Source organism: Amylibacter sp. IMCC11727 (genome assembly GCF_029854195.1).
Taxonomy (GTDB): domain Bacteria; phylum Pseudomonadota; class Alphaproteobacteria; order Rhodobacterales; family Rhodobacteraceae; genus Amylibacter.
This window is the reverse complement of the sequence record NZ_CP122960.1, coordinates 1,716,799-1,741,841: the sequence shown is the minus strand read 5'-3', so window position 1 is coordinate 1,741,841 and position 25,043 is coordinate 1,716,799. Positions and strand designations below refer to the sequence as shown.

The window sequence follows — 25,043 nt, the reverse complement described above, 5'->3', positions numbered from 1 at the left end:
GGGCTATTGTATACAATTGTGTACAATGGTGATCTAACGTGAAGTTTAAACAAACAAACGCCCTTCAGACCAATTCTCTAACGCGGCCATTTCTCCTTTGATCCATTGGCGAAACACCTGCACGTTCTGGTCCTGCTCTTTACCAAGCGGACACACCAAACGATACCGCAGTGATCGCCGCAGGCTTTCGCGCAACGGCATCACCAATTGCCCCGCTTGCAACAAATGCTGTGCCAACGACAAACGCCCCAGCACAACACCACTGCCATTTACCGCATAGGTCAGCGCGGAATCAGGCGTCGTAAACACAGGGCCATCATCGTTTTTCTGCACATCAAACATGTTACACCACGCATTCCAACGTTCGTAGTCCTGCAACATGCCACCGCTGTCTTGTTGGATCATGGGCAGATGTCCCACGTCTTGGGGCGATTTAATGCGCTCTGCTAAATTTGGGGCCACCATCGGCGTCACCCAATCCACAAACAACTCTTCACTGAAGTATCCCTCATCGTCCCCTGCCCCGAAGCGGATGGCCAAATCAATTTCGTCCCGTTCAAAACTCAGCATCCGCAGACTCGCCGTGAACCGCAACTCCACCTCGGGATGGGCAGTTACAAAACTCCCCATGCGTGGCGCCAACCAGCCCGCCATAAACGCAGGCCCAGCCGTGACCGTCAGATGTTGCTTTTCCACACGCCGCAACGCCGCCGACCACGCGGCCAGCAAGGTGTCAAATCCTTCTGAAACGACGGGTGCGAGCATGCGTCCAATGTCGGTCAACTCGACACGTCTATTCAAACGCAAAAACACGGGCGCACCCAGATGCGCCTCCAGCGATTTAATCTGCTGGCTCAACGCGGCGGGCGTCACGTGCAACTCCGCCGCAGCGTTCGCAAAACTTAAATGCCGGCTCGCGGCCTCAAACGCACGCAGCGCGTTTAAGGGGGGCAATCTATCGGGATGGGGTGTGCTCATATCAGATTAGTAAACCTTAACTGACGTGAAAGAAAGTCTCGTTTGTAAAATTTTCCTTATCCGCCATATTCAATCTCAACAGATGAACAATGATTGGATCATGACAATGAAACATACACTTACACAAGACGAAATCGACGATGGCATCAAACGCGCCCATGAATTGCGCAGTTTAGCATTTTTTGATGCGCTCGAGGCTTTGACAAGCCCCTTTAAAGCCACCAAAAAAGCCCCGTCTTTTGGAACGTACCGTTCCGCCTAATACCCCCGTCCCCCTGTCACAAATCACGTGACAGGGGGGCCGTTTCCCGTCATGTTGCGCCCATGACAGACCAGACCAACCATTCCTCTTGTGCGTTTTTCTTTGATGGCAAAGGACGTGCAACAAAAATCGACATCACCGAAAGCCAATTGATCCCGAAACAGGGTTTCACTTGGGCGCATCTGGTGCAATCTGATCCTAAAACCGCTGATTGGATGGCGGCCACGAAACTACCACCTGTCATCCTTGCCGCTCTTACCGCCGAAGAAACACGCCCCCGCTGCACACCCCATGGTGACGGCGCTGTTGTGATCCTGCGCGGCGTCAACCTTAACGATGGGGCGCGGGCCGAAGATATGATCTCCATCCGCCTTTGGATCACCAAAACCAGCATCGTCAGCTACGCCTTGCGCCCTTTGATGGCGGTCGAAGACCTGAAAACCGCCACGCTTGGCCCAAACCCTGCAAAATCCACAGGCGATCTGATTTCACGCCTGTCCCGCCGCTTGGCTGATCGCGCTGAACCTACGGTGACAGAACTCAACGAAGAACTCGACGGTGTCGAAGAAACCCTGCTCAGCGACAGCACCCTGCCCGATCTCGCTACTCTGTCGGAAATCCGCCGCACCGCCATCGCGCTGCGCCGTTACATGCTGCCACAACGGGATGCGTTGACCACATTGCTGATCCAAGATTTCAGCTGGCTTTCGCAAACCGACCTTACCCATTTGCGCGAAGCCACAGATCGCATCACGCTTTTGGCCGAAGAACTCGATTCCATCCGCGACCGCGCCCAACTGGTGCAGGAACAAATTCTCGACAAACGGTCCGAGGCCATGAACCGCCAGCTGTTCCTATTGTCCGCCGTGGCAGCAATTTTCTTGCCTCTTGGCCTGATCACAGGATTGCTCGGCATCAATGTGGGCGGCATTCCCGGGGTCGAAAATCCCAACGCCTTTTGGATTGTCTGCGCAGCCCTTGTGGGATTAACAGGTCTGCTGATCTGGCTGTTCCGAAAATGGGGGCTGTTGTGACACCGCGCCAAATCTACTAAGGCTGCGGGCATGTTTCACGTCCAAAACATAGATGCCCAGCGCGGGACCCGCCGCGTTCTGACAAATGTCAGCTTTTCACTCAATGCGGGGGCCTGCCTGTTTTTACGCGGGCCGAATGGATCTGGTAAAACCACGCTGCTGCGCACCCTTGCGGGCCTGACCCCGCCCAGCGCGGGAACGATCAACGTCAATCCAGATGAAATCGTCTACACGGCCCATTTGGACGCTGTGAAACCACAACTCACCGTGGCAGAAAACATCGCCTTTTGGCACGCAGTTTATCAAACCAAACAAACAGACACCTTAACCCGCTTCAATCTATCTGATTTAGCCCAGCGCGATGGCGCAACATTGTCCGCAGGGCAAAAACGTCGCCTTGGGCTGGCGCGTTTGCACATCTCTGGCTGCAAAATCTGGTTGCTGGACGAGCCGACCACCGCCCTTGATGCAAATCACGTGGCGCAGTTTGCGCAAATTCTCACCGATCATTGTTCTGCGGGTGGCATTGCTGTTGTCTCAACTCACCTCGATCTGCCCATCCCTCATGCTCAAACCCTAAACGTAGCCGCCTTTGGCGCAGAGGACATCTCTGCAAACGATCCCTTTCTCGAAGGGGCGTTTTAATGCTTGCCCTCATCCGACGCGATATCACCTTGGCCTTGCGCTCAGGCGGCGGTTTTGGCCTCGCGCTCGCGTTCTTTCTAATCCTAACGCTCTTTGTTCCTTTCGGGGTCGGCCCAGATCGCGCGCTCCTTTCAATCATCGCCCCAGGTATTTTGTGGATCGGCGCTCTTCTCTCTTGCCTCCTTTCCCTCGACCGCATCTTCCAGCTCGATGCCGAAGACGGCACACTCGAAGCCCTCGCAACCGCACCCATCCCGTTAACAGGGATCGCCACGGCCAAAGCATTCGCTCATTGGGTCACCACTGGCCTGCCGCTTACAATCGCCAGCGCCCCCCTTGGCTATCTGCTTGGCCTCCCCGCGTCTGGCTACCTCCCTCTCACGCTCAGCTTACTGTCTGGCACTGTGGCGCTCTCCTTCATCGGAATGTTTGGCGCAGCCGTCACCGTGGGTATCAAACGCGGCGGTTTACTGCTCTCCCTTCTGGTGCTGCCGCTTTACATCCCCACGCTGATCCTCGGGGCCCAATGCGTCACACGCGCCATCGACGGAGACAGCACTTTGGCGACCTTTGCGCTTCTCAGCGGACTATCCCTTCTGACAATTGCACTTATCCCATTTGCCGCCAGCATGGCGCTGCGAGCCAATCTGCGTTGACAATCCGCAAATTGACTTTGCATAGTGGCCCTATTCTTCGTCTTTTCGCAAATTTTATATGGAGTTTCTTATGCTCAGAACCACCGCAACACTCATCGCGCTTTCCATGGCAAGCGCCACATACGCCGCTGATTTCAAGGTAAAACTCGCAGGCGGCTGGAACGGCAAAACTGTACCAGCAGGACAGCACTGCAAACTTCATGGTGGCAAAGGCAAAACGCCCCCAATGGTCATTTCGGGTCTGCCCGAAGGCACCGAATGGGTGCTGGTAGAATACAACGACCGCGACTACAAACCTCTGTCAAAACGCGGGGGGCACGGCTCTATCGGCTACCCCGTCAAAGGCAGCAGCGCGAAACTCCCCGCTGTCAAAGCAAATTCGAGCAAACTTGCAGGCGGTGCTTTCGTTCACAAACGCGCCAAAAGCAAAGGCAAATATGCCTCCAAAGGATACCTGCCCCCATGTTCAGGTGGCGCCGGTAACCGGTATTTCGCCGATGTCCACGCCATGAACGGCAAGAAAAAGAAACTCGGCTCGGCGCGCGTTGAACTCGGCAAGTATTAACTCACGTATTGACCAATTCACAAAGCCTGTGACCCGATGTCCATTGGCGAACATTACAAAACCCGCTAGATACGGCTCATGTCGCTTTGGGAATACGCAAATCCAGTAAAATTCATGGCTCTTTCGGGCCGTGTTTTGCCGTTTGCAGCGATCCTAACAGCTGCGCTTCTTGCAACGGGTCTGATCTGGGGCTTTTTCTTTACCTCTGATGATTTCAAACAGGGCTCTACGGTTAAGATCATCTTTATCCACGTTCCTGCCGCCATGATGGCCATCAACGTTTGGATCATGATGCTGGTCGCTTCCCTTATCTGGCTTGTGCGCCGCCATCATGTATCCGCTCTTGCAGCGCGCGCGGCAGCACCAATTGGCGTCACCATGACCCTAATTGCCCTGTTTACTGGTGCAATCTGGGGCAAACCCATGTGGGGTACCTATTGGGCATGGGATCCACGCCTTACGTCGTTCATGATCCTGTTTGTATTCTACCTCGGCTATCTCGCCTTGTGGCAAGCGGTCGAAGACGACGACACCGCCGCCGATCTTACGTCGATCCTTTGTATGGTGGGCTCCGTCTTCGCGCTGTTGTCTCGATACGCGGTGAACCTGTGGAACCAAGGTCTGCACCAAGGCGCGACCCTCACTGCCACAGAACGCAGCCCGATTGACGCGAGTTATTATTACCCGCTTCTGATCTCCATCGCGGGCTTTGTTCTCCTCTTTTTCACGCTTGTGCTTTTGCGCACCCGCATGCACATCCGCTTGCGCCGGGCCAAAGCGCTGCTCGCACGGTCAAACGCATGATCCCCGATCTTGGAAAATACGCCGCCGATGTTCTTTCGGCTTATGCAGTTGCCCTACTGTTGCTTGTCGGTCTGGTTGTCCTTTCCGTGCGCCAAGCCGCCAAAGCGCGCGCTGCCCTAACTCAAGCCGAACAACAGGATAAAACGTGATGCGCATTTCCCCTTGGGTCATTGCCCCCCCTGTTATCTTCCTCTCCATCGCGGCCATGTTTGCAGTCGGCCTGTTCCGCGCGGACCCAAACACACTGCCATCCGCCTTTATCGGTAAATCCGCCCCACCGCTTGTGGCTGAACCGCTCGGCTCCCTCCCCCCTGTGACCGAAGACATGATCCGTTCTGGCGATCTAAAACTCGTGAACTTCTGGGCCAGTTGGTGCGGCCCTTGCCGCGTAGAACACCCAAACCTCACAGAGCTTGCCGACAACGGCTTGCCGGTCATCGGCCTCAACTATAAGGATGCCGACGCCAACGCGCTCGCATTCCTTGAAGAACTGGGCAACCCTTACCAGGGTGTGAGCAGCATCGACGGCCGTCAATCCCTCGAATGGGGCGTCTACGGCGTGCCCGAAACGTTTCTGCTCGATGGCAACGGCACAATCCTGTTCCGCGCCGCTGGCCCCATCACACAACGCGTCATTCGCGAACAGCTGATTCCAGCGATGACGGCAGCTGCGCAATAGGCGTCTAAAACTTTGGGACAGCTGGGCTAGCGCCAACAGTGACAGCCCCGAACGCGCCACCTTAATCTAAAATGGTCATTCTGGTGCTGTTGAAAAGCCGCGCCAAACCCATTCCTTCATTCCTACTCCGTTAAAACTGGGCCAATCTACCTGCTTAAAATTGCCATCCCCGTCTTCCCAAAAAACGATCTGAAGTTGCTTTTCTTCTCCATTCGCAGTGCTACGAATACCGACGCAGAAACCTTCAAACATGAAAGAGCGTGTGTAGGGCTCAACCTCTTCTGGAGGCATTGAAAAGTCGTGGTTTTCCTGCGGTTCACGTGGATGGACCCAATACACCTGACGAGATGGGTTACCATCTGACAAAAAAGAAAGAATTGGTGCAAGGAAATCTTGCACTGATTTTTCAAATTCGGGATTAGACACGCATTTCTCCTCTGCAGCGAGAGCAAGCTGCATGTCATTGCCAATGAAGGACAACGCCAACATTCCGCCAACAAGACACTATTCAATGATGCTTAGACAATGTGGTTGCGTGCCCTTACGCTTGCCTACCCCTCAAGCGCCGAAATCATATCCACACGCGTGCCATGTCGCCCGCCTTCGAATTCCGTGGTCAAAAACACCTCTGCAATCTGCATCGCATCGGCTTCTTCGATCACCCGCGCACCCAGCGACAGCATATTCGCGTCATTATGAGCGCGGATCATTTCCGCAGAAAACAGATCACTGCACACACCACAGCGCACACCTTTGACCTTATTGGCGGCCATCATAATTCCTTGGCCCGTGCCACACAGGATGATGCCGAACCGACAATCACCAGATGCCACCAATTGCGCCGCAGCGGCCCCATGTTCAGGGTAGTGCGTGCTTTCGGGCGTGCTCGGTCCGATATCCACAGCCTCCCACCCCAAATCGGTTACACGCTGTGCCACCGCCATACGCATTTCAATCGCGGCGTGATCGCTTGATAAGACAACTCGTTTGTTCAACGCCATCAGACCCCAAGCTCCAAAACCATTTTCACCGCATTGGCCGCCTCAGCCCCCTTTTTCACAAAATGCGCTTTGTAAAATGCGTCATGATCTGGGGTTTCTTGATAATGATGTGGCGTCAGGCTGACGGAAAATACGGGTACACCTGTATCCATCTGCGCGCGCATTAATCCATCCACAACAGCACTGGCCACAAAATCATGGCGATAAATCCCACCATCAACAACCAACGCGGCAGCCACAACCGCAGCATATTCACCACTTTCACCGAGCTTTTTGGCCAGCAGCGGCATTTCAAACGCACCAGGCACATCAAACGCATCAATCTCTGCGTTGCCCATCGCGTCCTTAAATCCATCATACGCCTGATCCACAGTCTCCGCATGCCAGCGGGCTTTGATAAAGGCGATTTTGTTGGGTTTTGTCATTGCTCTGATCCTTTCCTTACAACAAGACAAGACCCAGAGCGTTCAGACATACGCGCACGCATCCCGTGCTAGCACATCCATTCTCTTCCATCCGGACTATACCGTCGGCCTTGGGATCACACCAAGTCTGCGTTTTATCGCTCGCGGGCTCATGCTTAACGCCATCACCGCCGGTGGGGAATCACACCCCGCCCTGAGAATATCAAATCGGTATCAAGCCCAGCCCCGCGCCACAAGACCAATCCCGCCCCATACCGATCCAGACACGCCCATCGTAACGTCACGCAACATTGGATTCCGCGTCTTGCACATTGCCATTCTACCTGTTCTTGCTGGTGCAAACAGCTTTTAACAGGAGCCACCCATGCAGCCCAAGATCGACCCCAGCCGCTACACGAACCTCGCTCTTACGGATCAAGGCGATGGCGTGTGGATGGTCACACTAAACCGCTCTCAAAAACGCAACGCACTCGACATTGCCACCATAGACGAATTGGTAGATTTCTTTTCCACCGCCCCACGTGCAGGAGTTCGCGCTGTGGTGCTTGCAGGTGCGGGTGATCACTTTTGTGCTGGGCTCGATCTGATCGAACACCATGACGCAGATCGCAGCCCTGCAGATTTCATGCACGTCTGCTTGCGATGGCACGAGGCATTTAACAAAATGGAATATGGCGGCGTTCCCGTGATTGCAGCCCTACAGGGTGCAGTGGTCGGGGGCGGCCTAGAACTCGCCAGCTCTGCCCATATCCGTGTAATGAATAAAACCACTTATTTTGCTCTACCTGAAGGGCAGCGCGGTCTCTTTACAGGCGGTGGCGCCACCATCCGCGTCACCGATCTCGTGGGTAAATCGCGCATGATTGACATGATGCTTACAGGCCGTGTGTATCAAGGGGCCGAGGCCGCTGAACTCGGGTTCGCACAATACAAAGTCGACGGTGATCCACTGGAAAAAGCGCTCGAACTGGCGCGTAAAACCGCGCAAAACTTGCCCCTTTCCAACTTTGCCATCTGCTCTGCCGTCAGCCACATCCAAAACATGTCAGCAATGGACGGTGCTTACGCCGAAGCTGTGGTCGCAGGCGTGGTCAACACTCAACACGATGCCCGCGCACGCCTTGCCGCTTTCGCTGATAAATCCGCCGCCCGTGTGCGCCGCAATCAAGAATAGGCATCACCCCCTACATATTTCCGATCAATATCCCCGCCGCAAACACCAATGCGCCGCCAAGGATCACCTGAAACCCCGCCCGCAACCACGGGGTTTCCATATATTTGTTCTGAATCCACGTAATCGCCCACAACTCGACAAACACCACCAAAATGGCAATGGTTGTCGCCGTCCAAAAGTCGGGGATCAGATACGGCAAGGCATGACCAAGCCCTCCAAGCGTGGTCATCACCCCCGCTGCAATCCCCCGTTTCATCGGCGATCCCCGCCCCGAAATCACACCGTCATCGGACGCCACTTCGGTGAACCCCATGGAAATCCCCGCCCCCACGGACGCCGACAGGCCCACCAGAAAAGTCTGCCACGTATCCCCTGTGGCAAAGGCCGCCGCAAAAATCGGTGCAAGCGTGGACACAGAGCCATCCATCAGCCCCGCCAAACCAGGCTGCACCCACGTCAGTACAAACTGGCGGTGCTCTTCAGTTGCCTCCGCACGGGCCACATCTTCGCCCACATGGGTTTCTTCTAACTGAACGGCGGTGGCCTCATGTCCAGCTTCTGCCAGCGCCAAATCGCCAAGCAGTTTTCGCGTATCTGCATCCGTCGTATTCTGCGCCGCCAACCGATAAAACCGCGCCGCCTGTGCTTCCATCTCGCGTGCTGCAGTGCGGGTCTTTTCAATCCCAAGCGGGCGCACCAGCCAATCAGGTTTGCGCTCGTAAAACCCCTTCACATGGTCCCGACGGATCAGTGGGATCACATCCCCAAACCGCTTTTTATGCAGCTCAATCAACCAATTGCGGTGGGTATTCTCCTCCTCTGCCATGCCGTCGAATATCTTGGCACTGTCAGGAAACTCTTCCCGCAACCCATCTGCATAAGCCGCATAAATCCGCGCATCATCTTCTTCAGCCGAAATCGCAAGCGCAAGGATTTCCTGCTCACTTAGATCTGAAAAATCACGCTTTGAGGGACGGATGAAACGGGACAGCATTTTTACACCAATAGAGTTAGAATGATTCTAAAGTAAGGCGAAGTTCCCACGCCTTCAACCACAAATCCACCTTGCCCCGTGCCCCCACTACCCGTTATCAGACAGGAACAAAAACAGGAGCCGCCCCATGACCACACTCACCATCCGCCGCCCCGACGATTGGCATTTGCACCTGCGCGATGGGGATATGCTCAAGGCTGTGGCCCCTGAAACCGCGCGTGATTTCGGGCGCGCGATTATCATGCCAAACCTTGTGCCTCCTGTTGTCACCGCCGCTGATGCCACCGCGTATCGCGACCGCATCTTGGCCGCCCTGCCTGAAGGCGCTGATTTTAAACCGCTGATGACCCTGTATCTGACCGAAGGGACCGATCCAGCAGACCTCGCCGCCGCCCATGAGAGCGGCCTCATCACCGCCGTAAAACTTTATCCCGCTGGCGCGACCACCAACTCGGACTCAGGCGTAAAAGACATCAACAACGCCATGCACATCCTTGAAAAAATGGCAGAAATCGGATGCCCCCTATGCATCCACGGCGAAGTCACCGACAGCCATATCGACATTTTTGACCGCGAAGCCGTGTTCATCGATACGATCCTTGATCCCCTGCGCAAACGCCTGCCAGACCTCAAAATCATCTCGGAACACATCACCACGAAAAACGGCGTGGATTACGTGAAATCGGCGGACAAAAACCTCGCCGCGACCATCACAACGCATCACCTGATCATCAACCGAAACCATATCCTCGCGGGCGGCATTCGTCCTCATTACTACTGCCTGCCCGTGGCCAAACGCGAAGAGCACCGCCGCGCCCTCGTTGATGCAGCAACCTCTGGCGATGCACGGTTTTTCCTTGGCACGGACAGCGCCCCGCACACCGATCCCAACAAACTGATGGAATGTGGCTGCGCTGGTGTATTCTCTGCCACCAACACAATGTCCTGCCTCGCCCATGTGTTTGAAACCGAAGGGAAACTCGAAAACCTCGAAGCTTTCGCATCCCTCAATGGCCCCACCTACTACGGCCTACCTGTGAACACAGAAACGCTCACTTTAACAAAGCAAGGGACCCCCGTGACCTTCCCCGCCAAAATCGAAACCAGCACCGATCCTGTGACTCTTTTTGATCCAGGTTTCCCGCTATACTGGCAGGTGGCTTAGTTACCCCTTGCCTCATATTTTTAAAATTTGGGAGTTATAATTGTATCTTTCATGGTTTTCCGCACTTGTAGATTTCTGCAAGGCGATTCACAGAGTTTGGGTAAATTTCAAAAATTGGAAAACACTGAGTTACGGCCAAAAATTCCTCACAATCCTAATGGCAGTTACCTTCTCTATTTTGATTTCAATTATTGCAGCCATTCTATTAGGTCTCTTTTTCTGACACTAAGTTTGAGCAAAGCATGGGCTCTATTTGGTCCGCGTCTTAACTTCTTCTGGCCAAAAATATCCGCGCCGCAGGCATCTTACTTATACTTGCCCTTCAGGCTGCGCATGCGCACATCTGACTGGCTGGGATCAAACGCCAGAAACTTGATCGGCACATTGTCGCCAACCCTCATCCGCGCCACCAGTTTGTGCTCATCCACATAAAATTTTCCCGAATGCTGCGCGGATTTATAAGTGAACTCATATTCCACATAATACAGCGTTACATTCTCATCCAATACCTCATCGTAAATATCTGTCACCACAGCTTCGGCACTGCGCCCATACTTCTTAACCACCTGTTTTTCATAATAAAACATCAGGCTCGATGGCATCGTCCAGACCATCATACCAAGGGGAAACAGGATAAACAGCCAGCCAAAGGCATAGACAAACCAAGCATCATCCAGAACGGGTGCAGCCCAAACCACCAACGCCCCAGCGGCCATAAACGTACCAAAAATTCCCCACAACATGCCGTGTCGGGCCACAGCGGCCCAGCCGAACTTTATCTTGTCTGAAAAGGGAACGCCCGATGGCCGCGTTACGCTCACAACAACCCTGCTGCGCGGCGGCGTTCCTCAATTTTTCCGTCCCGGTACAATAGGTTATAAGTATCGAACGGGATAATCCCTTGATCGGGCGTCACAAAATGCACACAGGATCGTTTCACCCGCGCCACGCAGAAATTATAGGGATCAAGGAACTCTGAAATCGCCACCCGAAACAGGTTCTCGTAACTCACCGATTGCGGCGTTTCGATGCTCGGTAAACAGCACAGCAACGCCTCCATCCGCTGGCTTGCGTTTTGGTCATTCGTAGACAGGCTAAAGAACTCAAATATCCGCGCCTTCAGCTCTGGATATTTCTCAAATGTAACCGCATTTGGCACTTCGTCGACAATCACATCTTTCGGGATCATCGACGTGATCGGCACAATTTGCTCCCCATTGCGCAACGCGTAACCGATTGAAATACTTTCAGGATTGCACGGCAGCGGGATCATATCGCCCCCTTCAAACGCCGTTGGCCCATCCACAATCGCGCGGCGAATTTCCGACAGAACCATGCGGTTCTTCTTCGGGTCAAACCCCTCATTCCGCCCTGCAGATTGCACAGGTTGAAAGGTTACGCCCCGCACACAATTCCAGCGTAAACCTTCCTCAATAATCGCGTTAATCTCGTGGTCATTCACACCCTTCTTGATCACCGCCACCAGCGTTGTGGAAATTCCGTGCTTTTCAAGCGCCGCGAGCGCCTGCATTCGCACCTTACTCAAATCTGCGCCCCGAATATCCTTCAACGCGTCCTTCTCGGTGCTATCAAACTGCAAATACACCTCAAATCCCTCGCCAAGGCTGGCCAACTCTGCTGCAAACCCATCCTCACGGGCAATCCGCAGCCCATTGGTGTTCAACATCACATGGCGGATCGGTTTGGTCATGGTCAGACGCAGAATATCCATAATCTGGGGATGTATCGTCGGCTCCCCGCCTGAAATCTGCACCAGATCAGGCTCCCCTTCACTTTCCACCAGCAGATCGAGCATTTGCTCCACCTCTGCCAGCGTCTTCGTCCCATCCTTTGCTGGCGATGAATTGGCAAAACACACAGGGCACGTCAGGTTACAGGCCTGATTAACCTCAATAATCGCCAAACACGAATGCTGCTCATGGTCTGGACACAGCCCGCAATCATAGGGGCAGCCATAATCTGTCCGTGTTTGTGGCTTTAACGGCCGATCCCCAGGCTTCAAATAGTCCCGAGCGGCCAAAAAATACGCTGCATCCGTGCTAACAATCGTCTTTTGCACCCCATGCTCGCGACACCGCTTTTGGTAATAAACGTTATCCCCTTCGCGCATGATCTTCGTCGGCACCAACTGCCAACACTCTTCGCACATCGAAAGAGTTTGCCCCAAAAACACATAAGGCGCGACCTTGCGTGTGAACCCGTCTAAGCCCGCTTCTGGGCGGCTACCATCATGCATAATCCATATCCTATCAAGGCGATACAACACAGATGAAACACGTTAAACGGGCCAATCACTGTGCCGTAAGGCTTTAAAAACTCCCACAAAAATCTTTGACCACCGTACCAAACGCACATCAGATAGAAACCGTATTTCTGAAAAAAGGTCAGATTTGTTCGCATTAAAAAAAGACACAGCACAAAAAACAGGCCCATCGCCCCACTCTCATAGAGCGCAACCGCATGGCGCGGCCCATCCCCGTAATCCACCGCCCAAGCCACGTTTGTGCGGATCCCTACCGTTTCATCGTCAAGTCCCGTGAAATGACAGCCCCAGCGCCCGACCACAGTGGAAATCGTAAATGCAGGCACAAACAACGCCCCCGTGGACCCGGACACCCCCAGCCAAACCTTCGCCACCTCCACGAACAGGATCGCCCCCACCAGCGCCCCAAGGATGGATCGCCCCAACTGCGGCTCTCCACTGATCCACAGGTTCAAACTGCCAAAGAAAAACGCTCCCCAAATCGCCCCGACGAGCAACCCACCATAATATGGCCACCCCAGCGCATTGACCCGCTCCAACCCCGTGTGCAGTACGGTTTTGGACAACAAAAACGTCAGCCCCCCCGAACAACTGGCCGCGATCAAATCAAATATCAGATGGACGTTGTTCACCCCAAGGGCCTCAATTTATTTGCCTTTGACACAGCATTGGGCAATTCTATGAACACTGTCCACCCACATTGAAAGAAATCCATTGGCTAGGGCCTGTTAACACTATCGACACCACCGCAGTTTCAGTCGAATTTTCGTCAGAACAAGGCATCTGACCGCAGGAATAGTGATCTATTTCAAGGGCAGATAACGCAGGTCTGGCGAAAATTCGCGAAACCGCAACGCGGCACGGCGGATTTTGCCCTGCTCCGCTGCCCGGCAGGGCATGCTTGCATGCCCGAGAGGGGGCGTTATCTATCGCTGAAAATCGCCTGATTTATGCACGCCAGATGCCTTGTGCAGAGCAAAATCCGTCTCGCGCTGCGGAGATGTCGATAGAGTTAACAGGCCCTAATTTCTTTCTCGTCCTCAGCACCCTTATGTTGGTGTTGATCGGCGGATGTACTCTTTTCTTTGTGATCGGGATCGGCCCTTCCACGATTGTTATCGGTGGCTTGCCATTTCTGGTCGCACTCGGCATCTTTGTTATACCTAAAAACAAAATTTCAGAACGCCGCCGAAAATCGGGTAGTTTCACCCTGGATCGGATTAAATCTAAATCAAAACGTTAGGCACCAATATGGCCAAATTCTTTCTCGTTCTCAGCATCATCGTCATGATCGGCACAGGTGGCTGCGGTCTGGTGTTTGCCACTGGTGGCTTTGCCGACGCCGCCTTTCTGCTCGCTGGCCCACCCTTTGTTGTGGCGCTGATCATCGCCATTGTATGTTACCGATCCATCGTGGCAAAAAACGAAACACCCTCACCGGATCAAGACGAAAGCAACTGATATGGGCACTTTTTTAATCGTTCTGGGCGCACTTGTCGCGATTTTGTGTGGCGGCTGCACCCTCCTCGCGCTCTCGGATATGGGTCTAAATGACCCGTTCGCAGGCGCCGCATTGGTGGTAGGCGGCGTTCCCTTTGCCATTGGGGTTGGCATATTGTTCGTCGGCATCGCCGTGAACAAACACAAGGAAAAGCGTGCGGCCGAAGATCAGAACGCCCCCTAATCCCAAGCACATTCCAAGAAAAAACCCGACTTCAAAAGCAGCCGGGTAAGTATACCTGATGAATAGCCGTCGACCTTGGAGGGCACAACAGCCATGAGGCAGTTACAAGAACGACAGTCCGAATCCAGACAAAGCTGGCGCAGGAGGCCCTTTTGCATACAAAAATCGGATCAGCTTGCGCCTTCCCGAGACGAGGATTTGTACACACCCGAACCCCACCCGATTCGCGTTCTCATGTTTGAAACCTAGCACGAATTGTGGTGGAGCAAAAGTTTTCCACAGGATTTAGTGTTCACACATTTGCATAGCAAACTTTTTTCGCGCATTCACTAAACCCCTTAACCCCCGAATTCTGTGTCATTTTCTGGCTTATACAAAGGTTATCCACAACCTTATCAAGATTGCCATTTGGACCCAAATCCACAACAACCATTTTTATCAAATTCCGAGGATAAAATGGACGGCAACGCCCCACCCCAAGACGGTCAAGAGACGCAAAATGACCCGACAATGGCCCTGCCGCATTCCATCGAAGCGGAGCAGGCCCTGCTCGGTGCGTTGCTCGTCAACAACGAGGTATATGATCGCGTTGCCTCTCTTGTGAACGAAGCGCACTTCTTTGATCCCGTCCATGGGCGCATTTTCGAAGTCATCGCCCGCCGAATCCAGAAAAACGCGCTCGCTTCACCTGTTACGATCAAAGCCTTTCTCGAAGACGATCCCGGTCTTGCCGAGCTTGGCGGTCCTGCCTATCTCGTCCGCCTTGCTGGCGCATCTATGTCGGTGTTTGCTGCCAAAGATTACGCCCAGATGATCTATGACATGGCCATCCGCCGTGATCTGATCGCCATTGGCGAAGAAATCACAATCAAAGCCAACGCCATGGATGTGGATGACGAGCCCAAAGAACAGATCGTCGCCGCTGAACAGCGCCTCTATGCCCTTGGCGAACAAGGGTCCGTGGATTCAGGCTTCCAGTCCTTCCTCAAAGCCGTCACCGACGCTGTGAATGTCGCCAATGCTGCCTACCAACGGGACGGCGACATGGCGGGTATTTCCACTGGCCTACGGGACATGGATTCAAAACTCGGCGGTCTGCACAATTCTGACCTTTTGATCCTTGCGGGTCGCCCCTCGATGGGGAAAACATCGCTTGCCACGAACATCGCCTACAATATCGCCAAAGCCTATAAAAAAGGCGTGCGCCCCGATGGCACCGAAGGGGCAGTAGAAGGCGGCGTTGTTGGGTTTTACTCTCTCGAAATGTCCGCAGAACAGCTTGCTGCGCGTATCTTGTCCGAAGCCGCCGAAGTGGAATCTCACCGCATCCGCTCTGGCGACATGTCCGAAGAAGAATTCCGCCGCTTTGTCGAAGCCGCCAAAAGCCTCGAAAACTGCCCGCTGTTCATCGACGACACCGCCGCCCTGCCTATTTCAGCCCTCGCCGCCCGTGCCCGCCGCTTAAAACGCACGCACGGCCTTGATGTGCTGATCATCGACTACCTGCAACTTGTCCGCCCCGCTTCTGCCAAAGACAGCCGCGTAAACGAAGTGTCCGAAATCACCCAAGGCATGAAAGCCATCGCCAAGGAACTCGACATTCCCGTCATCGCCCTCTCCCAGCTGTCCCGCCAAGTGGAAAGCCGCGACGACAAACGCCCGCAACTGTCTGACCTGCGTGAATCTGGCTCGATCGAGCAAGACGCCGACTGCGTTATGTTCGTGTATCGCGGCGAATATTATAAAGAACGGGAAAAACCCGCCGAACACGAGCTGGAAAAAATGGCCTCATGGCAGGCCGAAATGGAAGAATTGATGGGCAAAGCCGAAGTCATCATCGGCAAACAACGCCACGGTCCTATCGGCTCCGTTGATCTGGCCTTTGAAGGCCGCTTCACCCGCTTCTCTGATCTTGCCCAACCGTGGCAAGGCGGCCCCCGCAACGAAGAATTCTAAGCATGACCATAGACTTACAGGGCGTGAACCACATCACACTGGCCTGCTCCGATCTGCCAAAATCCATCGCCTTTTACCGCAATGTGCTGGGCGCAACGCTCAAGGCCGAATGGCCGCGTGGCGCATATTTTGAACTCGGCGATCTATGGCTTTGCTTGGAACTCGCCCAAAACGTCACCCCGCGCGGTGATGACACCCACATCGCCTTCAACTGCACAGAATCCGCGTTTGACTACACTGCCGACCACATCGCCGAAAGCGCGCAACAGTGGAAAGAAAACACGTCCGAAGGCGCGTCGCTCTATTTTCTAGACCCAGACGGGCACAAACTGGAACTGCACGCGGGGAGTTTGCAATCGCGGTTGGCGCATTATGAAAAAATGCGGCCCGAAGGGATGCGCTTCTTTCACTGAACCTGCGGCACGATTGCCCCCAATTTAAGACGACAACCGCTGATTTTTAGCGCGCATTGTTGATCCAGTCCGTCTTTTGCCGCGTACCGTAGAAAAGTGAAATAAAGAGATGAACGAGCCTTGCCTTTCTCACCGATCACCGAATTCTGGGTCCTGTTTTTTCTGTCGAGCCCATTTTGGCACATGCTGATTGTATCGCGATCAGCCGGTCATGCCTTTGGAAAACGCTGTCTCATTCTGACCTTCATGGTGGCTTGGACTGTCTTCGCATTTACAGCCGTGACAACACAATTCGATCTGGCATTCTTGGGGCCAATAGCGCCTGCCCGACCGTTGATTTACCTCAGCCTTATCAGTTTGATGGCCTATTTGGCGCGAAATTGGATCCTAGATTCAGGCGTCAGCCAACATGTCCTGATAGGACTCCAATTGATCCGCCCGATTGGGTTGGTTTTTGTGTTTGAATACTACAGAGGAACGCTTCCAGGCATTTTTGCGCATCCAGCTGGTTGGGGTGACTTGTTGGTTGGGTGCGTAGCAGCCTACGTACTTTGGAGGTTCTGGCAGCGCGAAATTCCAACGTTTTGGGTGCTGATGGTCGCGTGTCTTGGCCTTCTGGACTTCGCAAGCGCCTTCTTTTTCGGCTTCACAAGTTCAGCAACACCAATCCAGTTGTTTTCGTTTGAAGCCCCCAACAAGGTCATCGAATACCCCCTTGGGCTTATTCCGCTCTTTTTGGTGCCTTACGCGGTCGTTGCGCATATTCTATCCCTGTCACAATTGGCTCGGGATCGAAACGCTGATTAGGCAAAAACAACGGTCTAAATGACAACGCTTGCTCCCGCACCATCACCTTGTTACGGTTTTGACGATGATGATGCCTTTCCCACCCCGCGTCTCACTTGAACGCCACGATTTTCACCGCCGCAAACGGTTCGAAGGATAGCGCCCACCCGCGCCCTAGTCCCTTCAACTTTTTGCACAAGGTGCCCTTATGACTGATTTCACGAAAATCTCCGTAATTGATCTGTCCCAGTCGGACGAAACCATCGTTTCCGACTTCGCCGCAGCCTATTCTACCGCTGGCTTTGCCTACATCAAAAACCACGGCATCCCTCAATCCCTGATCGACGCCACATTCCAAGCCTCCGCCGATTTTCACTCTTTACCCGAGGCCACGAAACAAGCCATCGCCCTCAACGAAAATCATCGCGGCTACATCCCCATTAACACATCCACGGACGTAAATTCCAAACTAGCTGATGTGAAAAAACCCAACCAATCCAGCAGCTTCATGATGATGCACGACAGCGCGGCCAATCCTGATGAATACCTCTCAGGCCCCAACCAATGGCCCAATCTGCCAAACTTCCGCGATACCCTCACCGCCTACACCGCCGCGATGACAATCCTTGGCCAACGCCTCATCTCTATCGCGGCCAAGGCCTGCAATGCCGATCCAGCAAACCTCGCACCTGCCTTCGAAAACCCAACCCTGTGGCTCCGCCTGCTCCATTACCCCCCTACACCGCCACTTTCCGCTGATGATCTCTACGGCTCTGCTCCGCACACCGATTTCGGCGCCCTCACCCTCCTCGCCCAAGACGGCGTGGGCGGTCTGCAAGTCCAAACACCCTCAGGCGACTGGATCGACGCACCAAAAATCGACGGCACTTTCGTGGTGAATGTGGGCGACATGCTGAACCGTTTCTCAAACGGCTTCCTCAAATCCACTCCCCATCGGGTCATCAACCGATCAGGGCGCGAACGCTACTCCATCCCCTTCTTCTTTGACCCACACGTGAACACCACCGTTCAACCACTCGCAGGCACAGGCGATCCAAAATTCTCTCCGCTGCATTTCGGGGATTTCCTTCGCGCTGAACTTGGCGCAAGTTACGATAAACACAAGAAAGCCGACCCATGATCCCACAATTTGACGAAAACACCGCTCTTTTGCTCATCGACGTCCAAAAAGGCGTCAACGACACGGCCTACTACGGTGGCCCAACGGGCCGTCGCAACAACTTTGATGCCGAAGACAACATCATCGGCCTGTTGAACGCATGGCGCAAAAAGGGTGGCAAAGTCGCCTTCACCCGCCACGACAGCATCGAAGACGGCTCCCCCCTCAAACTCTCGCTCGAATCTGGCGAACAGCTGCCAGGAATGGAAATTCACGAAGGGGACATCGCGGTCAGCAAATCCGCCAACAGCGGCTTTATCGGCACAAATCTGGAACAGGAGTTCCACCGCGCCCGCATCCACCGCCTTGTGATTGTCGGCTATTTCACCAACATCTGCGTGGAAACCACCACCCGTATGGCGGGCAACATGGGCTATGATACGTACCTTGTGCATGACGCCTGCGCGACCATGAACATGATCGGCATCGACGGCACGGATTACGATCCCGATTTGGTCCACAACATGGCCCTCGCTTCCTTACATGGGGAGTTCTGCACCGCCATTTCGACCAAAGACGCTCACGCCCTTATGGATGCGGACGCCCCTCACCTTGATCGTGTACAGGGCAACGAATGACATACGGCGTTTCTTCCATGACAGCGCCCCTCAAACGGGTCGCTTTGCGGGCACCAGGCCCATCGTTGCTCAATGCAGACCTGCACAAATGGCACTATTCCGACCTGTACGATGCAGAAAAAATTGAAGAATGTTATCCACAATTTGCACAAATCCTACAAACTGCGGGATGTGATGTGATTTACATGGATGGCGATGATCAGGGTATCGCCGACGCGGTTTTTACCTACGACGCCTCCCTTATGACCCCGCACGGCGCCATTCTCATGTCCCCAGGCAAACGCTTACGTCAAGGCGAACAAGAGCTGCACCGCGCCTTTTACAACAGCCACCAAATTCCGATCTTGGCCGAGGTCACAAACGCCCGCGCCGAAGCAGGCGATACCCTTTGGCTTGACGATGAAACCCTGCTGATCGGCAAAGGTTTTCGCACCAATCAAGCAGGTGCTGATCAAATCGCCGCCGCGCTGGCCCCGTATGGCATCACTTGCCCTACCTTCGACCTCCCCGTTTACACAGGGGCCGATGCCTGCCTCCACCTTATGTCGTTGATTTCAATGCTCGACACGAAAACCGCTCTTGTTTGCATGGAACTGCTGCCTGTAGCGATGTTCGAACTCCTTGCGGATAAGGGCATCACCTTGATCCCCGCCCCATTTGATGAATTCCAATCCACGGGCACCCTGTCCACCAATGTGCTGTGTACCAGCCCCAAAAATGTGATCATGCTGAACGGCATCCCAAAAACACAAAACTTGATCGAGGCCGCAGGTATCTCCGTCACCACCTTTTCCGCCGATGCGCTTTGCATCGCCTGCGAAGGCGGACCCACCTGTCTCACCCGTCCAATACTGCGAGGATAAGCCATGATGACACGCCGCACATTTGTCGCCACCAGCGCTGCTGCCAGCGTTGCACGGCCGGCTGCCGCAACCACACCATTTTATATCCCCGCCGAAGAGGCCCGCCACGAACGCACTTTCATGCAATGGCCCACCAGCCGCAAAGTGTATAGTTCATCGCACTTCTTGGCCGACACCCAAGCCACCATCGCAGATATCGCCAACACCATCGCCGATTTTGAACCCGTGGTGTTGCTCGCTCACAAAGATGATCACGCGAACATCCGCGCGCAAGTCTCTGAAAAAGTGGAGCTTTGGAATGTTCCAACCGAAGACCTCTGGTGTCGCGATGCAGGGCCATGTTTTGCCCAAAACGGCAAAACCCAACGAATCCACAACTTTAATTTCAACGGCTGGGGCAATCGCCAAACCCACGAGCGCGATGGTAAAATCGCCGCGCGCGTGGCCGAGCGGCTCGGCCTTGAATTCCACGATACAGGGCTTGTGGGGGAACCAGGTGGTGTTGAAACCGATGGCCACGGCACGCTTTTGGCCCATGAAAGCTCTTGGGTGAACAAAAACCGCAACAAAATTTCGAAATCCGAAATCGAAACCCGACTTCTGGCCGCCTATGGGGCCACAAAAATCATCTGGGCGCCAGGCATCTGGAACGAAGACATCACCGATTATCACATCGACAGCCTCGCACGGTTCACAGGTCCAAATCGTGTGTTGATCCAACTGATCGAAGATCCCGATCCAAACGACAACTGGCAGACTGTCCCTTACGAAACCTATGATTTCATTCGCGGCAGTCGCGCCGCATCAGGACGCGCCTTTGACATCACTGTCATCCCTGAACCCGTTACACGGCGCGTGCAAAGCCATGATTTTGTGGCAAGTTACGCCAATTACTACGTGTGCAACGGTGCTGTAATCGCCGCAGAATTTGGCGATAAGCGTACCGACAAAATCGCCAAACACGCCTTGCAAAAACACTATCCAGGTCGTGAAGTGATCACGCTCAATGTGGACCCGCTTGGCGAGCTGGGCGGTGGCATCCACTGCGCTACACAGCAACAACCCAAACTCTAATGCGCTGGCTCAAAGAAAACGCCCCAAGTATTGAGGCCATTGCCGCTTTGATCACGGCCCTTGTGGCCGTCGCGGCCCTTATCGGCGTGAAACTGCAACTCGACGCCAATGCCCATCTGCAAGCCACGCAATCGGCCCGTGATATCTTTCGCGAACACCTCACCCTGTCTATCGCCAACCCAGAATTTGCCCAACCAGACGTCTGCGCCCTCACTTCATCTGACAAAGCCCCCGCCTACACCGCCTTTGTTGAACACCTGCTCTATACCTCCGAACAAATCCTCGCCACGCAATCGGATTGGGATTCGGCAATCGCCGAACGCATTGCACCACATACCCAATATTTCTGCACCTCGGATGATTGGCAGGGATACACAACAGATGTGTCAAACCTTATTGCAGACATTCGCGCACAACACTGCGGCGCATCGCTCAGCTGCCAATAATCGCTGCCTTTTGCGCCTTTTTCTTGGTTTAAATATCCAAAATCCACCCCATGCCTATTGACCCAAACCGCGCTGTGGTGTCCCTACGGATGCAAGGAAAAGGATCACAGATATGGCTGTTGCAACCCTCACAATCGACCTCGCAGCGCTCGTTGAAAACTGGCGGGCGCTGGATGCGAAATCCGCCTCAAACGTGGAAACCGCCGCTGTTGTCAAAGCAGACGGCTACGGCTGTGACGCAGGGCGCGTTTCTGCCGCATTATCAAAAGCAGGGGCGAAAACATTTTTCGTCGCCGCGGCCGAAGAGGGCATTGCCGTGCGTAAAAACACGCCAAATGACACAACGATTTATGTCTTTTCTGGCGGCTGCATGGGCGATCACGACATCCTCAAGGCAAACAACCTTGTCCCGCTGCTCAATTCCCCTGAACAGGTGCAAGAATACGCTGCTGAGGATTCCCCCTTCGGCATCCAACTTGACAGCGGCATGAACCGGCTCGGCCTAGAACCCCATGAATTCAACGCACTACGCGACCAAATCATCGCAGCTGAGCCAGAAATCCTCATGTCCCACCTCGCCTGCGCAGACGAACCCGACCACCCCATGAACACCCAACAACGCTCGGCGTTTAAGGCCATGACAGACGGCCTCACCATCCCAAAATCCCTCGCAGCCACAGGCGGCACACTTCTTGGCCCCGATTATCACTTCGACCTCACCCGCCCAGGCGTTGGCCTGTACGGCGGCTTTCCGTTTACTGATGCTGCCCCCGTGGTTCGTGTCTCAATCCCCGTTATCCAAACCCGCACGGTTGAAGTGGGCGAAGCAGTCGGTTACGCCGCGTTCTGGCAGGCCAAACGCACATCCAAAGTAGCAACCATCGCTGCAGGCTACGCAGATGGCCTGATCCGCCAGATGGGCAATCACACCAACGACCACCGCGTAAACCTGTTCGCAGGCGACACGCCCTGCCCGCTCATTGGCCGCGTGTCGATGGACATGATCACCGTCGACATCACTGACCTAGATCAAACACCCACACACCTTGATATCCTCTGTGATCACCAAACCGTGGACGATCTCGCCAATGCCGCAGGCACAATCGGCTATGAAATCCTCACCTCCCTTGGCGGACGCTACAATCGCGTATATGAAGGCGGATAAAGGCATGTTCTTACATGCCAAACAGTTTGAAAAAGGGGCCGTTACGCGCCACAACCAAACGCGAATTGGCAACGAGCGACGCACGCAATAGGGAACCCCATGCAGGCACTGACATTCATCGACAACACGCTCGCCTCCATCGGCCGCAGCGTTCTGGGCCTCTGCGCCTCGGTCGGGCGCATCGTTATTTTTGCGGCTATGACCATCGCGCACCTGTTCCGCCCGCCGTTTTATTTCCGTGAATTTGCCCAACAGCTGCTCACCATCGGCTACTTCTCGCTCCCCGTTGTCGGGCTCACAGCCCTGTTTACGGGCGGCGCATTGGCACTGCAAATCTACTCAGGCGGCGCACGCTTTAACGCCGAAGCCGTGGTCCCCACGGTTGTGGCCATCGCCATGGTGCGCGAGCTTGGCCCCGTGCTCGGCGGCCTTATGGTCGCGGGCCGTGTAGCATCTTCTATCGCCGCAGAACTTGGCACTATGCGCGTCACAGAACAAATCGACGCGCTCACCACGCTCAGCACAAACCCGATGAAATACCTCGTCGTCCCTCGCGTCCTCGCCGCCACTCTCGCCATGCCTGTCCTCGCCTTTATCGGAGACGTCATCGGCATCATGGGCGGCTTCCTTGTGGGCACACAGCGGCTCGATTTCAACGCGGCCACCTATATCAACAACACTCTCGATTTTCTGGAATTTGGCGATGTCTTCTCAGGCCTCGTCAAAGCCGCCGTCTTCGGCTTCATCGTCGCCATCATGGGCTGCTATCACGGCTACAACTCAGGCCGCGGCGCACAGGGCGTCGGCAAAGCCACAACAAACGCGGTGGTCAGTGCAAGCGTGCTGATCCTAGCCGCAAACTACATTCTCACAGAGGTGTTTTTCACATCATGAAAATGGAAAACACACAGGCACGGATGTGCCAAGCCCGACCTCGGGAGGCCCTAGGCCCAGAGACACCGATGGCCCATGCCGCTCCGTTCAGCCCATCAATGACACCGTGGAAAAAGCCCTCCCATGGGGGAGGTCGGGCTTGGCACATCCGTGCCGCTCTCGCAGTTGGATTAAACACATGATCACCCTCCAAAACGTCAAAAAATCCTTCGGCTCCAACCACGTCCTCCAAGGCGTCGACCTACAAATCGACAAAGGCGAAAGCATGGTGATCATCGGCGGCTCTGGCACAGGCAAATCCGTCGCGCTCAAATGCGTCCTCGGCCTGATCACGCCCGATAGTGGCACAATCACAGTCAACGGCGCAGACGCCACCAAAGGCGACCGCGATGCCTTTCTCGCCCAATTCGGCATGCTGTTCCAAGGCGGCGCCCTGTTCGACAGCCTCTCCGTCTGGCAAAACGTCGCCTTCCGCCTGATGCGCGGCGCGAACAAGCTGAACAAATCAGACGCCAAAGACCTCGCCATCGAAAAACTCCGCCGCGTCGGCCTCAAAGCAGACGTCGCCGACCGCTTCCCCGCCGAGCTTTCAGGCGGCATGCAAAAACGCGTCGGCTTGGCGCGCGCCATCGCCGCCGAACCCGAGATCATCTTCTTTGACGAACCCACCACAGGCCTCGACCCGATCATGTCAGGGGTTATCAACGAACTCATCCGCGAAATCGTTGTCGAAATGGGCGCGACCGCCATGACCATCACCCACGACATGTCCTCCGTCCGCGCCATAGCCGACAAAGTCGCCATGCTGCACGAGGGAAAGGTGCAGTGGACAGGCGAAGTCGCGGATATGGACGAAAGTGGCGACCCGTACCTAGATCAGTTCATCAACGCGCGGGCTGAAGGCCCGATTGAGGCGGTTCGATAGATGATCTTCAAACAAACCCCAAAAAATTTATCAAGCAATACGGAATACAAAGTGGTGAATGCCTGGCATGCGACCTACACTCTGATGAAATTCTGTGAGACACACAACATGGGCCTGCGCCTGAAGAAATTTGAAATTATTCTTGAACATCTCGAACACGTTTACTTTGACCGCGCGAAAAGCGTAGCTGCAACGTTTCCTACAGGCCGGACAAACGGTTGTTTTGACGATGCACTTATTTATCCCGTCTTGCCATCGGAAGATGAAACTTCCGCTCAAATTACTTTTTACGCGTTGATAGCCTTTTGGCGTAACGCTTTTGATAACCCGCCCTTCAGTCGAGACAGCCCATATCTCGCACCAAATTATTGATCCGATTTCATTAAAGAGAACCTGAATGTTCTTACTTTACT

The 25,043-nt window shown here is 54.4% G+C and carries 32 protein-coding genes and 1 riboswitch; of the genes, 24 read left to right on the top strand and 8 right to left on the bottom strand.

All coding sequences use genetic code 11. The features are described 5' to 3' along the window. Positions 1-45: 45 nt before the first annotated feature. Complete coding sequence (gene gcvA, locus QBD29_RS08845; protein ID WP_280097730.1) at positions 46-978, bottom strand: transcriptional regulator GcvA; 933 nt, start codon at positions 976-978, stop codon at positions 46-48. A 106-nt stretch (positions 979-1,084) separates the two neighbouring features. On the opposite strand from gcvA, the gene QBD29_RS08840 reads away from it, so the two are divergent. The 8 genes from QBD29_RS08840 (at position 1,085) to QBD29_RS08805 (ending at position 5,623) form a co-directional block, all read left to right on the top strand. Next, positions 1,085-1,240, top strand: a complete 156-nt coding sequence (locus QBD29_RS08840) for a hypothetical protein (protein ID WP_280097729.1) — start codon at positions 1,085-1,087, stop codon at positions 1,238-1,240. A 62-nt stretch (positions 1,241-1,302) separates the two neighbouring features. Further along, complete coding sequence (locus QBD29_RS08835) at positions 1,303-2,274, top strand: zinc transporter ZntB (protein ID WP_280097728.1); 972 nt, start codon at positions 1,303-1,305, stop codon at positions 2,272-2,274. Positions 2,275-2,304: 30 nt separating this feature from the next. Continuing rightward, positions 2,305-2,919 (top strand): heme ABC exporter ATP-binding protein CcmA, encoded by a 615-nt coding sequence (gene ccmA, locus QBD29_RS08830; protein WP_280097727.1) that lies wholly within the window; start codon positions 2,305-2,307, stop codon positions 2,917-2,919. Next, positions 2,919-3,575, top strand: coding sequence for a heme exporter protein CcmB (gene ccmB / locus QBD29_RS08825; protein ID WP_280097726.1), 657 nt, complete (start codon positions 2,919-2,921; stop codon positions 3,573-3,575). Before ccmA ends, ccmB begins: the two co-directional genes overlap by 1 nt. Positions 3,576-3,645: 70 nt before the next feature. Then, positions 3,646-4,140 (top strand): hypothetical protein, encoded by a 495-nt coding sequence (locus QBD29_RS08820; RefSeq protein WP_280097725.1) that lies wholly within the window; start codon positions 3,646-3,648, stop codon positions 4,138-4,140. A gap of 78 nt (positions 4,141-4,218) precedes the next feature. Beyond that, on the top strand, positions 4,219-4,944 hold the full coding sequence (locus tag QBD29_RS08815; RefSeq protein WP_280097724.1) for a heme ABC transporter permease: 726 nt from the start codon (positions 4,219-4,221) through the stop codon (positions 4,942-4,944). Further along, positions 4,941-5,093 (top strand): heme exporter protein CcmD, encoded by a 153-nt coding sequence (ccmD, locus tag QBD29_RS08810; protein WP_280097723.1) that lies wholly within the window; start codon positions 4,941-4,943, stop codon positions 5,091-5,093. Before QBD29_RS08815 ends, ccmD begins: the two co-directional genes overlap by 4 nt. Continuing rightward, entirely contained in the window at positions 5,093-5,623 is a 531-nt protein-coding gene (locus tag QBD29_RS08805) for a DsbE family thiol:disulfide interchange protein (RefSeq protein ID WP_347935654.1), read from the top strand. The genes ccmD and QBD29_RS08805 overlap by 1 nt, the downstream gene beginning before the upstream one ends. Positions 5,624-5,698: 75 nt before the next feature. Here the strand turns inward: QBD29_RS08805 and QBD29_RS08800 are convergent, their stop codons facing one another. The 3 genes from QBD29_RS08800 to QBD29_RS08790 form a co-directional block, all read right to left on the bottom strand. Beyond that, positions 5,699-6,049: a hypothetical protein gene (locus QBD29_RS08800; protein WP_280097721.1), complete on the bottom strand. Its 351-nt coding sequence runs from the start codon at positions 6,047-6,049 to the stop codon at positions 5,699-5,701. Positions 6,050-6,174: 125 nt separating this feature from the next. Continuing rightward, the gene (locus tag QBD29_RS08795) at positions 6,175-6,624 is read right to left on the bottom strand and encodes an RpiB/LacA/LacB family sugar-phosphate isomerase (protein ID WP_280097720.1); all 450 of its coding nucleotides are present in this window, start codon (positions 6,622-6,624) and stop codon (positions 6,175-6,177) included. Then, positions 6,624-7,049 carry a 6,7-dimethyl-8-ribityllumazine synthase gene (locus QBD29_RS08790; RefSeq protein ID WP_280097719.1) on the bottom strand — a complete coding sequence of 142 codons (426 nt, stop codon included), beginning with the start codon at positions 7,047-7,049 and terminating at the stop codon, positions 6,624-6,626. Before QBD29_RS08790 ends, QBD29_RS08795 begins: the two co-directional genes overlap by 1 nt. A gap of 75 nt (positions 7,050-7,124) precedes the next feature. Then, a riboswitch (FMN riboswitch) is annotated at positions 7,125-7,254 on the bottom strand. Positions 7,255-7,413: 159 nt separating this feature from the next. Between QBD29_RS08790 and QBD29_RS08785 the strand changes: the two genes are divergently transcribed. Further along, entirely contained in the window at positions 7,414-8,223 is an 810-nt protein-coding gene (locus tag QBD29_RS08785) for a crotonase/enoyl-CoA hydratase family protein (protein ID WP_280097718.1), read from the top strand. 10 nt (positions 8,224-8,233) lie between these two features. Here QBD29_RS08785 and mbfA read toward each other — a convergent pair whose 3' ends face one another. Further along, positions 8,234-9,217: an iron exporter MbfA gene (gene mbfA / locus QBD29_RS08780; protein ID WP_280097717.1), complete on the bottom strand. Its 984-nt coding sequence runs from the start codon at positions 9,215-9,217 to the stop codon at positions 8,234-8,236. A 127-nt stretch (positions 9,218-9,344) separates the two neighbouring features. Here mbfA and pyrC point away from each other — a divergent pair, with 127 nt between their 5' ends. Next, the gene (gene pyrC / locus QBD29_RS08775; RefSeq protein WP_280097716.1) at positions 9,345-10,382 is read left to right on the top strand and encodes a dihydroorotase; all 1,038 of its coding nucleotides are present in this window, start codon (positions 9,345-9,347) and stop codon (positions 10,380-10,382) included. A gap of 305 nt (positions 10,383-10,687) precedes the next feature. On the opposite strand, the gene QBD29_RS08770 is transcribed toward pyrC, so the two are convergent. From QBD29_RS08770 to QBD29_RS08760, 3 genes are read right to left on the bottom strand one after another with little or no spacing between them, the layout of a single operon-like run. Further along, positions 10,688-11,203, bottom strand: coding sequence for a hypothetical protein (locus QBD29_RS08770; RefSeq protein WP_280097715.1), 516 nt, complete (start codon positions 11,201-11,203; stop codon positions 10,688-10,690). Continuing rightward, the gene (locus QBD29_RS08765; RefSeq protein ID WP_280097714.1) at positions 11,200-12,639 is read right to left on the bottom strand and encodes a radical SAM protein; all 1,440 of its coding nucleotides are present in this window, start codon (positions 12,637-12,639) and stop codon (positions 11,200-11,202) included. Before QBD29_RS08765 ends, QBD29_RS08770 begins: the two co-directional genes overlap by 4 nt. Then, complete coding sequence (locus QBD29_RS08760; protein ID WP_280097713.1) at positions 12,606-13,298, bottom strand: prolipoprotein diacylglyceryl transferase family protein; 693 nt, start codon at positions 13,296-13,298, stop codon at positions 12,606-12,608. Before QBD29_RS08760 ends, QBD29_RS08765 begins: the two co-directional genes overlap by 34 nt. A 269-nt stretch (positions 13,299-13,567) precedes the next feature. Here QBD29_RS08760 and QBD29_RS08755 point away from each other — a divergent pair, with 269 nt between their 5' ends. From QBD29_RS08755 to QBD29_RS08690, 14 genes are all read left to right on the top strand, one after another. Then, positions 13,568-13,909 (top strand): hypothetical protein, encoded by a 342-nt coding sequence (locus tag QBD29_RS08755; protein ID WP_280097712.1) that lies wholly within the window; start codon positions 13,568-13,570, stop codon positions 13,907-13,909. A gap of 8 nt (positions 13,910-13,917) precedes the next feature. After that, positions 13,918-14,127, top strand: coding sequence for a hypothetical protein (locus QBD29_RS08750; protein WP_280097711.1), 210 nt, complete (start codon positions 13,918-13,920; stop codon positions 14,125-14,127). 1 nt (position 14,128) lies between these two features. Beyond that, positions 14,129-14,350: a hypothetical protein gene (locus QBD29_RS08745; RefSeq protein WP_280097710.1), complete on the top strand. Its 222-nt coding sequence runs from the start codon at positions 14,129-14,131 to the stop codon at positions 14,348-14,350. 456 nt (positions 14,351-14,806) lie between these two features. After that, positions 14,807-16,306: a replicative DNA helicase gene (locus tag QBD29_RS08740; protein WP_280100917.1), complete on the top strand. Its 1,500-nt coding sequence runs from the start codon at positions 14,807-14,809 to the stop codon at positions 16,304-16,306. A 2-nt stretch (positions 16,307-16,308) separates the two neighbouring features. Then, a complete protein-coding gene (locus QBD29_RS08735) occupies positions 16,309-16,719 on the top strand; it encodes a VOC family protein (protein ID WP_280100916.1) in 411 nt (136 codons plus the stop codon). 994 nt (positions 16,720-17,713) lie between these two features. Further along, the gene (locus QBD29_RS08730; protein WP_280100915.1) at positions 17,714-18,646 is read left to right on the top strand and encodes a 2OG-Fe(II) oxygenase family protein; all 933 of its coding nucleotides are present in this window, start codon (positions 17,714-17,716) and stop codon (positions 18,644-18,646) included. After that, a complete protein-coding gene (locus QBD29_RS08725; protein ID WP_280100914.1) occupies positions 18,643-19,263 on the top strand; it encodes an isochorismatase family protein in 621 nt (206 codons plus the stop codon). The genes QBD29_RS08730 and QBD29_RS08725 overlap by 4 nt, the downstream gene beginning before the upstream one ends. 17 nt (positions 19,264-19,280) lie before the next feature. Then, positions 19,281-20,126: an arginine deiminase family protein gene (locus QBD29_RS08720; RefSeq protein WP_280100913.1), complete on the top strand. Its 846-nt coding sequence runs from the start codon at positions 19,281-19,283 to the stop codon at positions 20,124-20,126. A gap of 3 nt (positions 20,127-20,129) precedes the next feature. Continuing rightward, positions 20,130-21,200, top strand: coding sequence for an agmatine deiminase family protein (locus QBD29_RS08715; RefSeq protein ID WP_347936453.1), 1,071 nt, complete (start codon positions 20,130-20,132; stop codon positions 21,198-21,200). Continuing rightward, entirely contained in the window at positions 21,200-21,646 is a 447-nt protein-coding gene (locus QBD29_RS08710) for a hypothetical protein (protein WP_280100912.1), read from the top strand. The genes QBD29_RS08715 and QBD29_RS08710 overlap by 1 nt, the downstream gene beginning before the upstream one ends. A 112-nt stretch (positions 21,647-21,758) precedes the next feature. Next, on the top strand, positions 21,759-22,811 hold the full coding sequence (gene alr / locus QBD29_RS08705; RefSeq protein WP_280100911.1) for an alanine racemase: 1,053 nt from the start codon (positions 21,759-21,761) through the stop codon (positions 22,809-22,811). A gap of 99 nt (positions 22,812-22,910) precedes the next feature. Further along, a complete protein-coding gene (locus QBD29_RS08700; protein ID WP_280100910.1) occupies positions 22,911-23,705 on the top strand; it encodes an ABC transporter permease in 795 nt (264 codons plus the stop codon). Positions 23,706-23,883: 178 nt separating this feature from the next. Continuing rightward, a complete protein-coding gene (locus tag QBD29_RS08695; RefSeq protein ID WP_280100909.1) occupies positions 23,884-24,630 on the top strand; it encodes an ATP-binding cassette domain-containing protein in 747 nt (248 codons plus the stop codon). Beyond that, positions 24,631-25,002 (top strand): hypothetical protein, encoded by a 372-nt coding sequence (locus tag QBD29_RS08690; protein ID WP_280100908.1) that lies wholly within the window; start codon positions 24,631-24,633, stop codon positions 25,000-25,002. It abuts the gene before it with no gap. The last annotated feature ends 41 nt before the right edge of the window (positions 25,003-25,043 follow it).

What these genes read in the sequence shown, in the direction of transcription:
- gcvA (WP_280097730.1), bottom strand. Translation starts at nt 978, where the DNA reads ATGAGCACACCCCATCCCGATAGATTGCCCCCCTTAAACGCGCTGCGT.
- QBD29_RS08840 (WP_280097729.1), top strand. Translation starts at nt 1,085, where the DNA reads ATGAAACATACACTTACACAAGACGAAATCGACGATGGCATCAAACGC.
- QBD29_RS08835 (WP_280097728.1), top strand. Translation starts at nt 1,303, where the DNA reads ATGACAGACCAGACCAACCATTCCTCTTGTGCGTTTTTCTTTGATGGC.
- ccmA (WP_280097727.1), top strand. Translation starts at nt 2,305, where the DNA reads ATGTTTCACGTCCAAAACATAGATGCCCAGCGCGGGACCCGCCGCGTT.
- ccmB (WP_280097726.1), top strand. Translation starts at nt 2,919, where the DNA reads ATGCTTGCCCTCATCCGACGCGATATCACCTTGGCCTTGCGCTCAGGC.
- QBD29_RS08820 (WP_280097725.1), top strand. Translation starts at nt 3,646, where the DNA reads ATGCTCAGAACCACCGCAACACTCATCGCGCTTTCCATGGCAAGCGCC.
- QBD29_RS08815 (WP_280097724.1), top strand. Translation starts at nt 4,219, where the DNA reads ATGTCGCTTTGGGAATACGCAAATCCAGTAAAATTCATGGCTCTTTCG.
- ccmD (WP_280097723.1), top strand. Translation starts at nt 4,941, where the DNA reads ATGATCCCCGATCTTGGAAAATACGCCGCCGATGTTCTTTCGGCTTAT.
- QBD29_RS08805 (WP_347935654.1), top strand. Translation starts at nt 5,093, where the DNA reads ATGCGCATTTCCCCTTGGGTCATTGCCCCCCCTGTTATCTTCCTCTCC.
- QBD29_RS08795 (WP_280097720.1), bottom strand. Translation starts at nt 6,624, where the DNA reads ATGGCGTTGAACAAACGAGTTGTCTTATCAAGCGATCACGCCGCGATT.
- QBD29_RS08790 (WP_280097719.1), bottom strand. Translation starts at nt 7,049, where the DNA reads ATGACAAAACCCAACAAAATCGCCTTTATCAAAGCCCGCTGGCATGCG.
- QBD29_RS08785 (WP_280097718.1), top strand. Translation starts at nt 7,414, where the DNA reads ATGCAGCCCAAGATCGACCCCAGCCGCTACACGAACCTCGCTCTTACG.
- mbfA (WP_280097717.1), bottom strand. Translation starts at nt 9,217, where the DNA reads ATGCTGTCCCGTTTCATCCGTCCCTCAAAGCGTGATTTTTCAGATCTA.
- pyrC (WP_280097716.1), top strand. Translation starts at nt 9,345, where the DNA reads ATGACCACACTCACCATCCGCCGCCCCGACGATTGGCATTTGCACCTG.
- QBD29_RS08765 (WP_280097714.1), bottom strand. Translation starts at nt 12,639, where the DNA reads ATGCATGATGGTAGCCGCCCAGAAGCGGGCTTAGACGGGTTCACACGC.
- QBD29_RS08750 (WP_280097711.1), top strand. Translation starts at nt 13,918, where the DNA reads ATGGCCAAATTCTTTCTCGTTCTCAGCATCATCGTCATGATCGGCACA.
- QBD29_RS08745 (WP_280097710.1), top strand. Translation starts at nt 14,129, where the DNA reads ATGGGCACTTTTTTAATCGTTCTGGGCGCACTTGTCGCGATTTTGTGT.
- QBD29_RS08740 (WP_280100917.1), top strand. Translation starts at nt 14,807, where the DNA reads ATGGACGGCAACGCCCCACCCCAAGACGGTCAAGAGACGCAAAATGAC.
- QBD29_RS08735 (WP_280100916.1), top strand. Translation starts at nt 16,309, where the DNA reads ATGACCATAGACTTACAGGGCGTGAACCACATCACACTGGCCTGCTCC.
- QBD29_RS08730 (WP_280100915.1), top strand. Translation starts at nt 17,714, where the DNA reads ATGACTGATTTCACGAAAATCTCCGTAATTGATCTGTCCCAGTCGGAC.
- QBD29_RS08725 (WP_280100914.1), top strand. Translation starts at nt 18,643, where the DNA reads ATGATCCCACAATTTGACGAAAACACCGCTCTTTTGCTCATCGACGTC.
- QBD29_RS08720 (WP_280100913.1), top strand. Translation starts at nt 19,281, where the DNA reads ATGACAGCGCCCCTCAAACGGGTCGCTTTGCGGGCACCAGGCCCATCG.
- QBD29_RS08715 (WP_347936453.1), top strand. Translation starts at nt 20,130, where the DNA reads ATGATGACACGCCGCACATTTGTCGCCACCAGCGCTGCTGCCAGCGTT.
- QBD29_RS08710 (WP_280100912.1), top strand. Translation starts at nt 21,200, where the DNA reads ATGCGCTGGCTCAAAGAAAACGCCCCAAGTATTGAGGCCATTGCCGCT.
- alr (WP_280100911.1), top strand. Translation starts at nt 21,759, where the DNA reads ATGGCTGTTGCAACCCTCACAATCGACCTCGCAGCGCTCGTTGAAAAC.
- QBD29_RS08700 (WP_280100910.1), top strand. Translation starts at nt 22,911, where the DNA reads ATGCAGGCACTGACATTCATCGACAACACGCTCGCCTCCATCGGCCGC.
- QBD29_RS08695 (WP_280100909.1), top strand. Translation starts at nt 23,884, where the DNA reads ATGATCACCCTCCAAAACGTCAAAAAATCCTTCGGCTCCAACCACGTC.
- QBD29_RS08690 (WP_280100908.1), top strand. Translation starts at nt 24,631, where the DNA reads ATGATCTTCAAACAAACCCCAAAAAATTTATCAAGCAATACGGAATAC.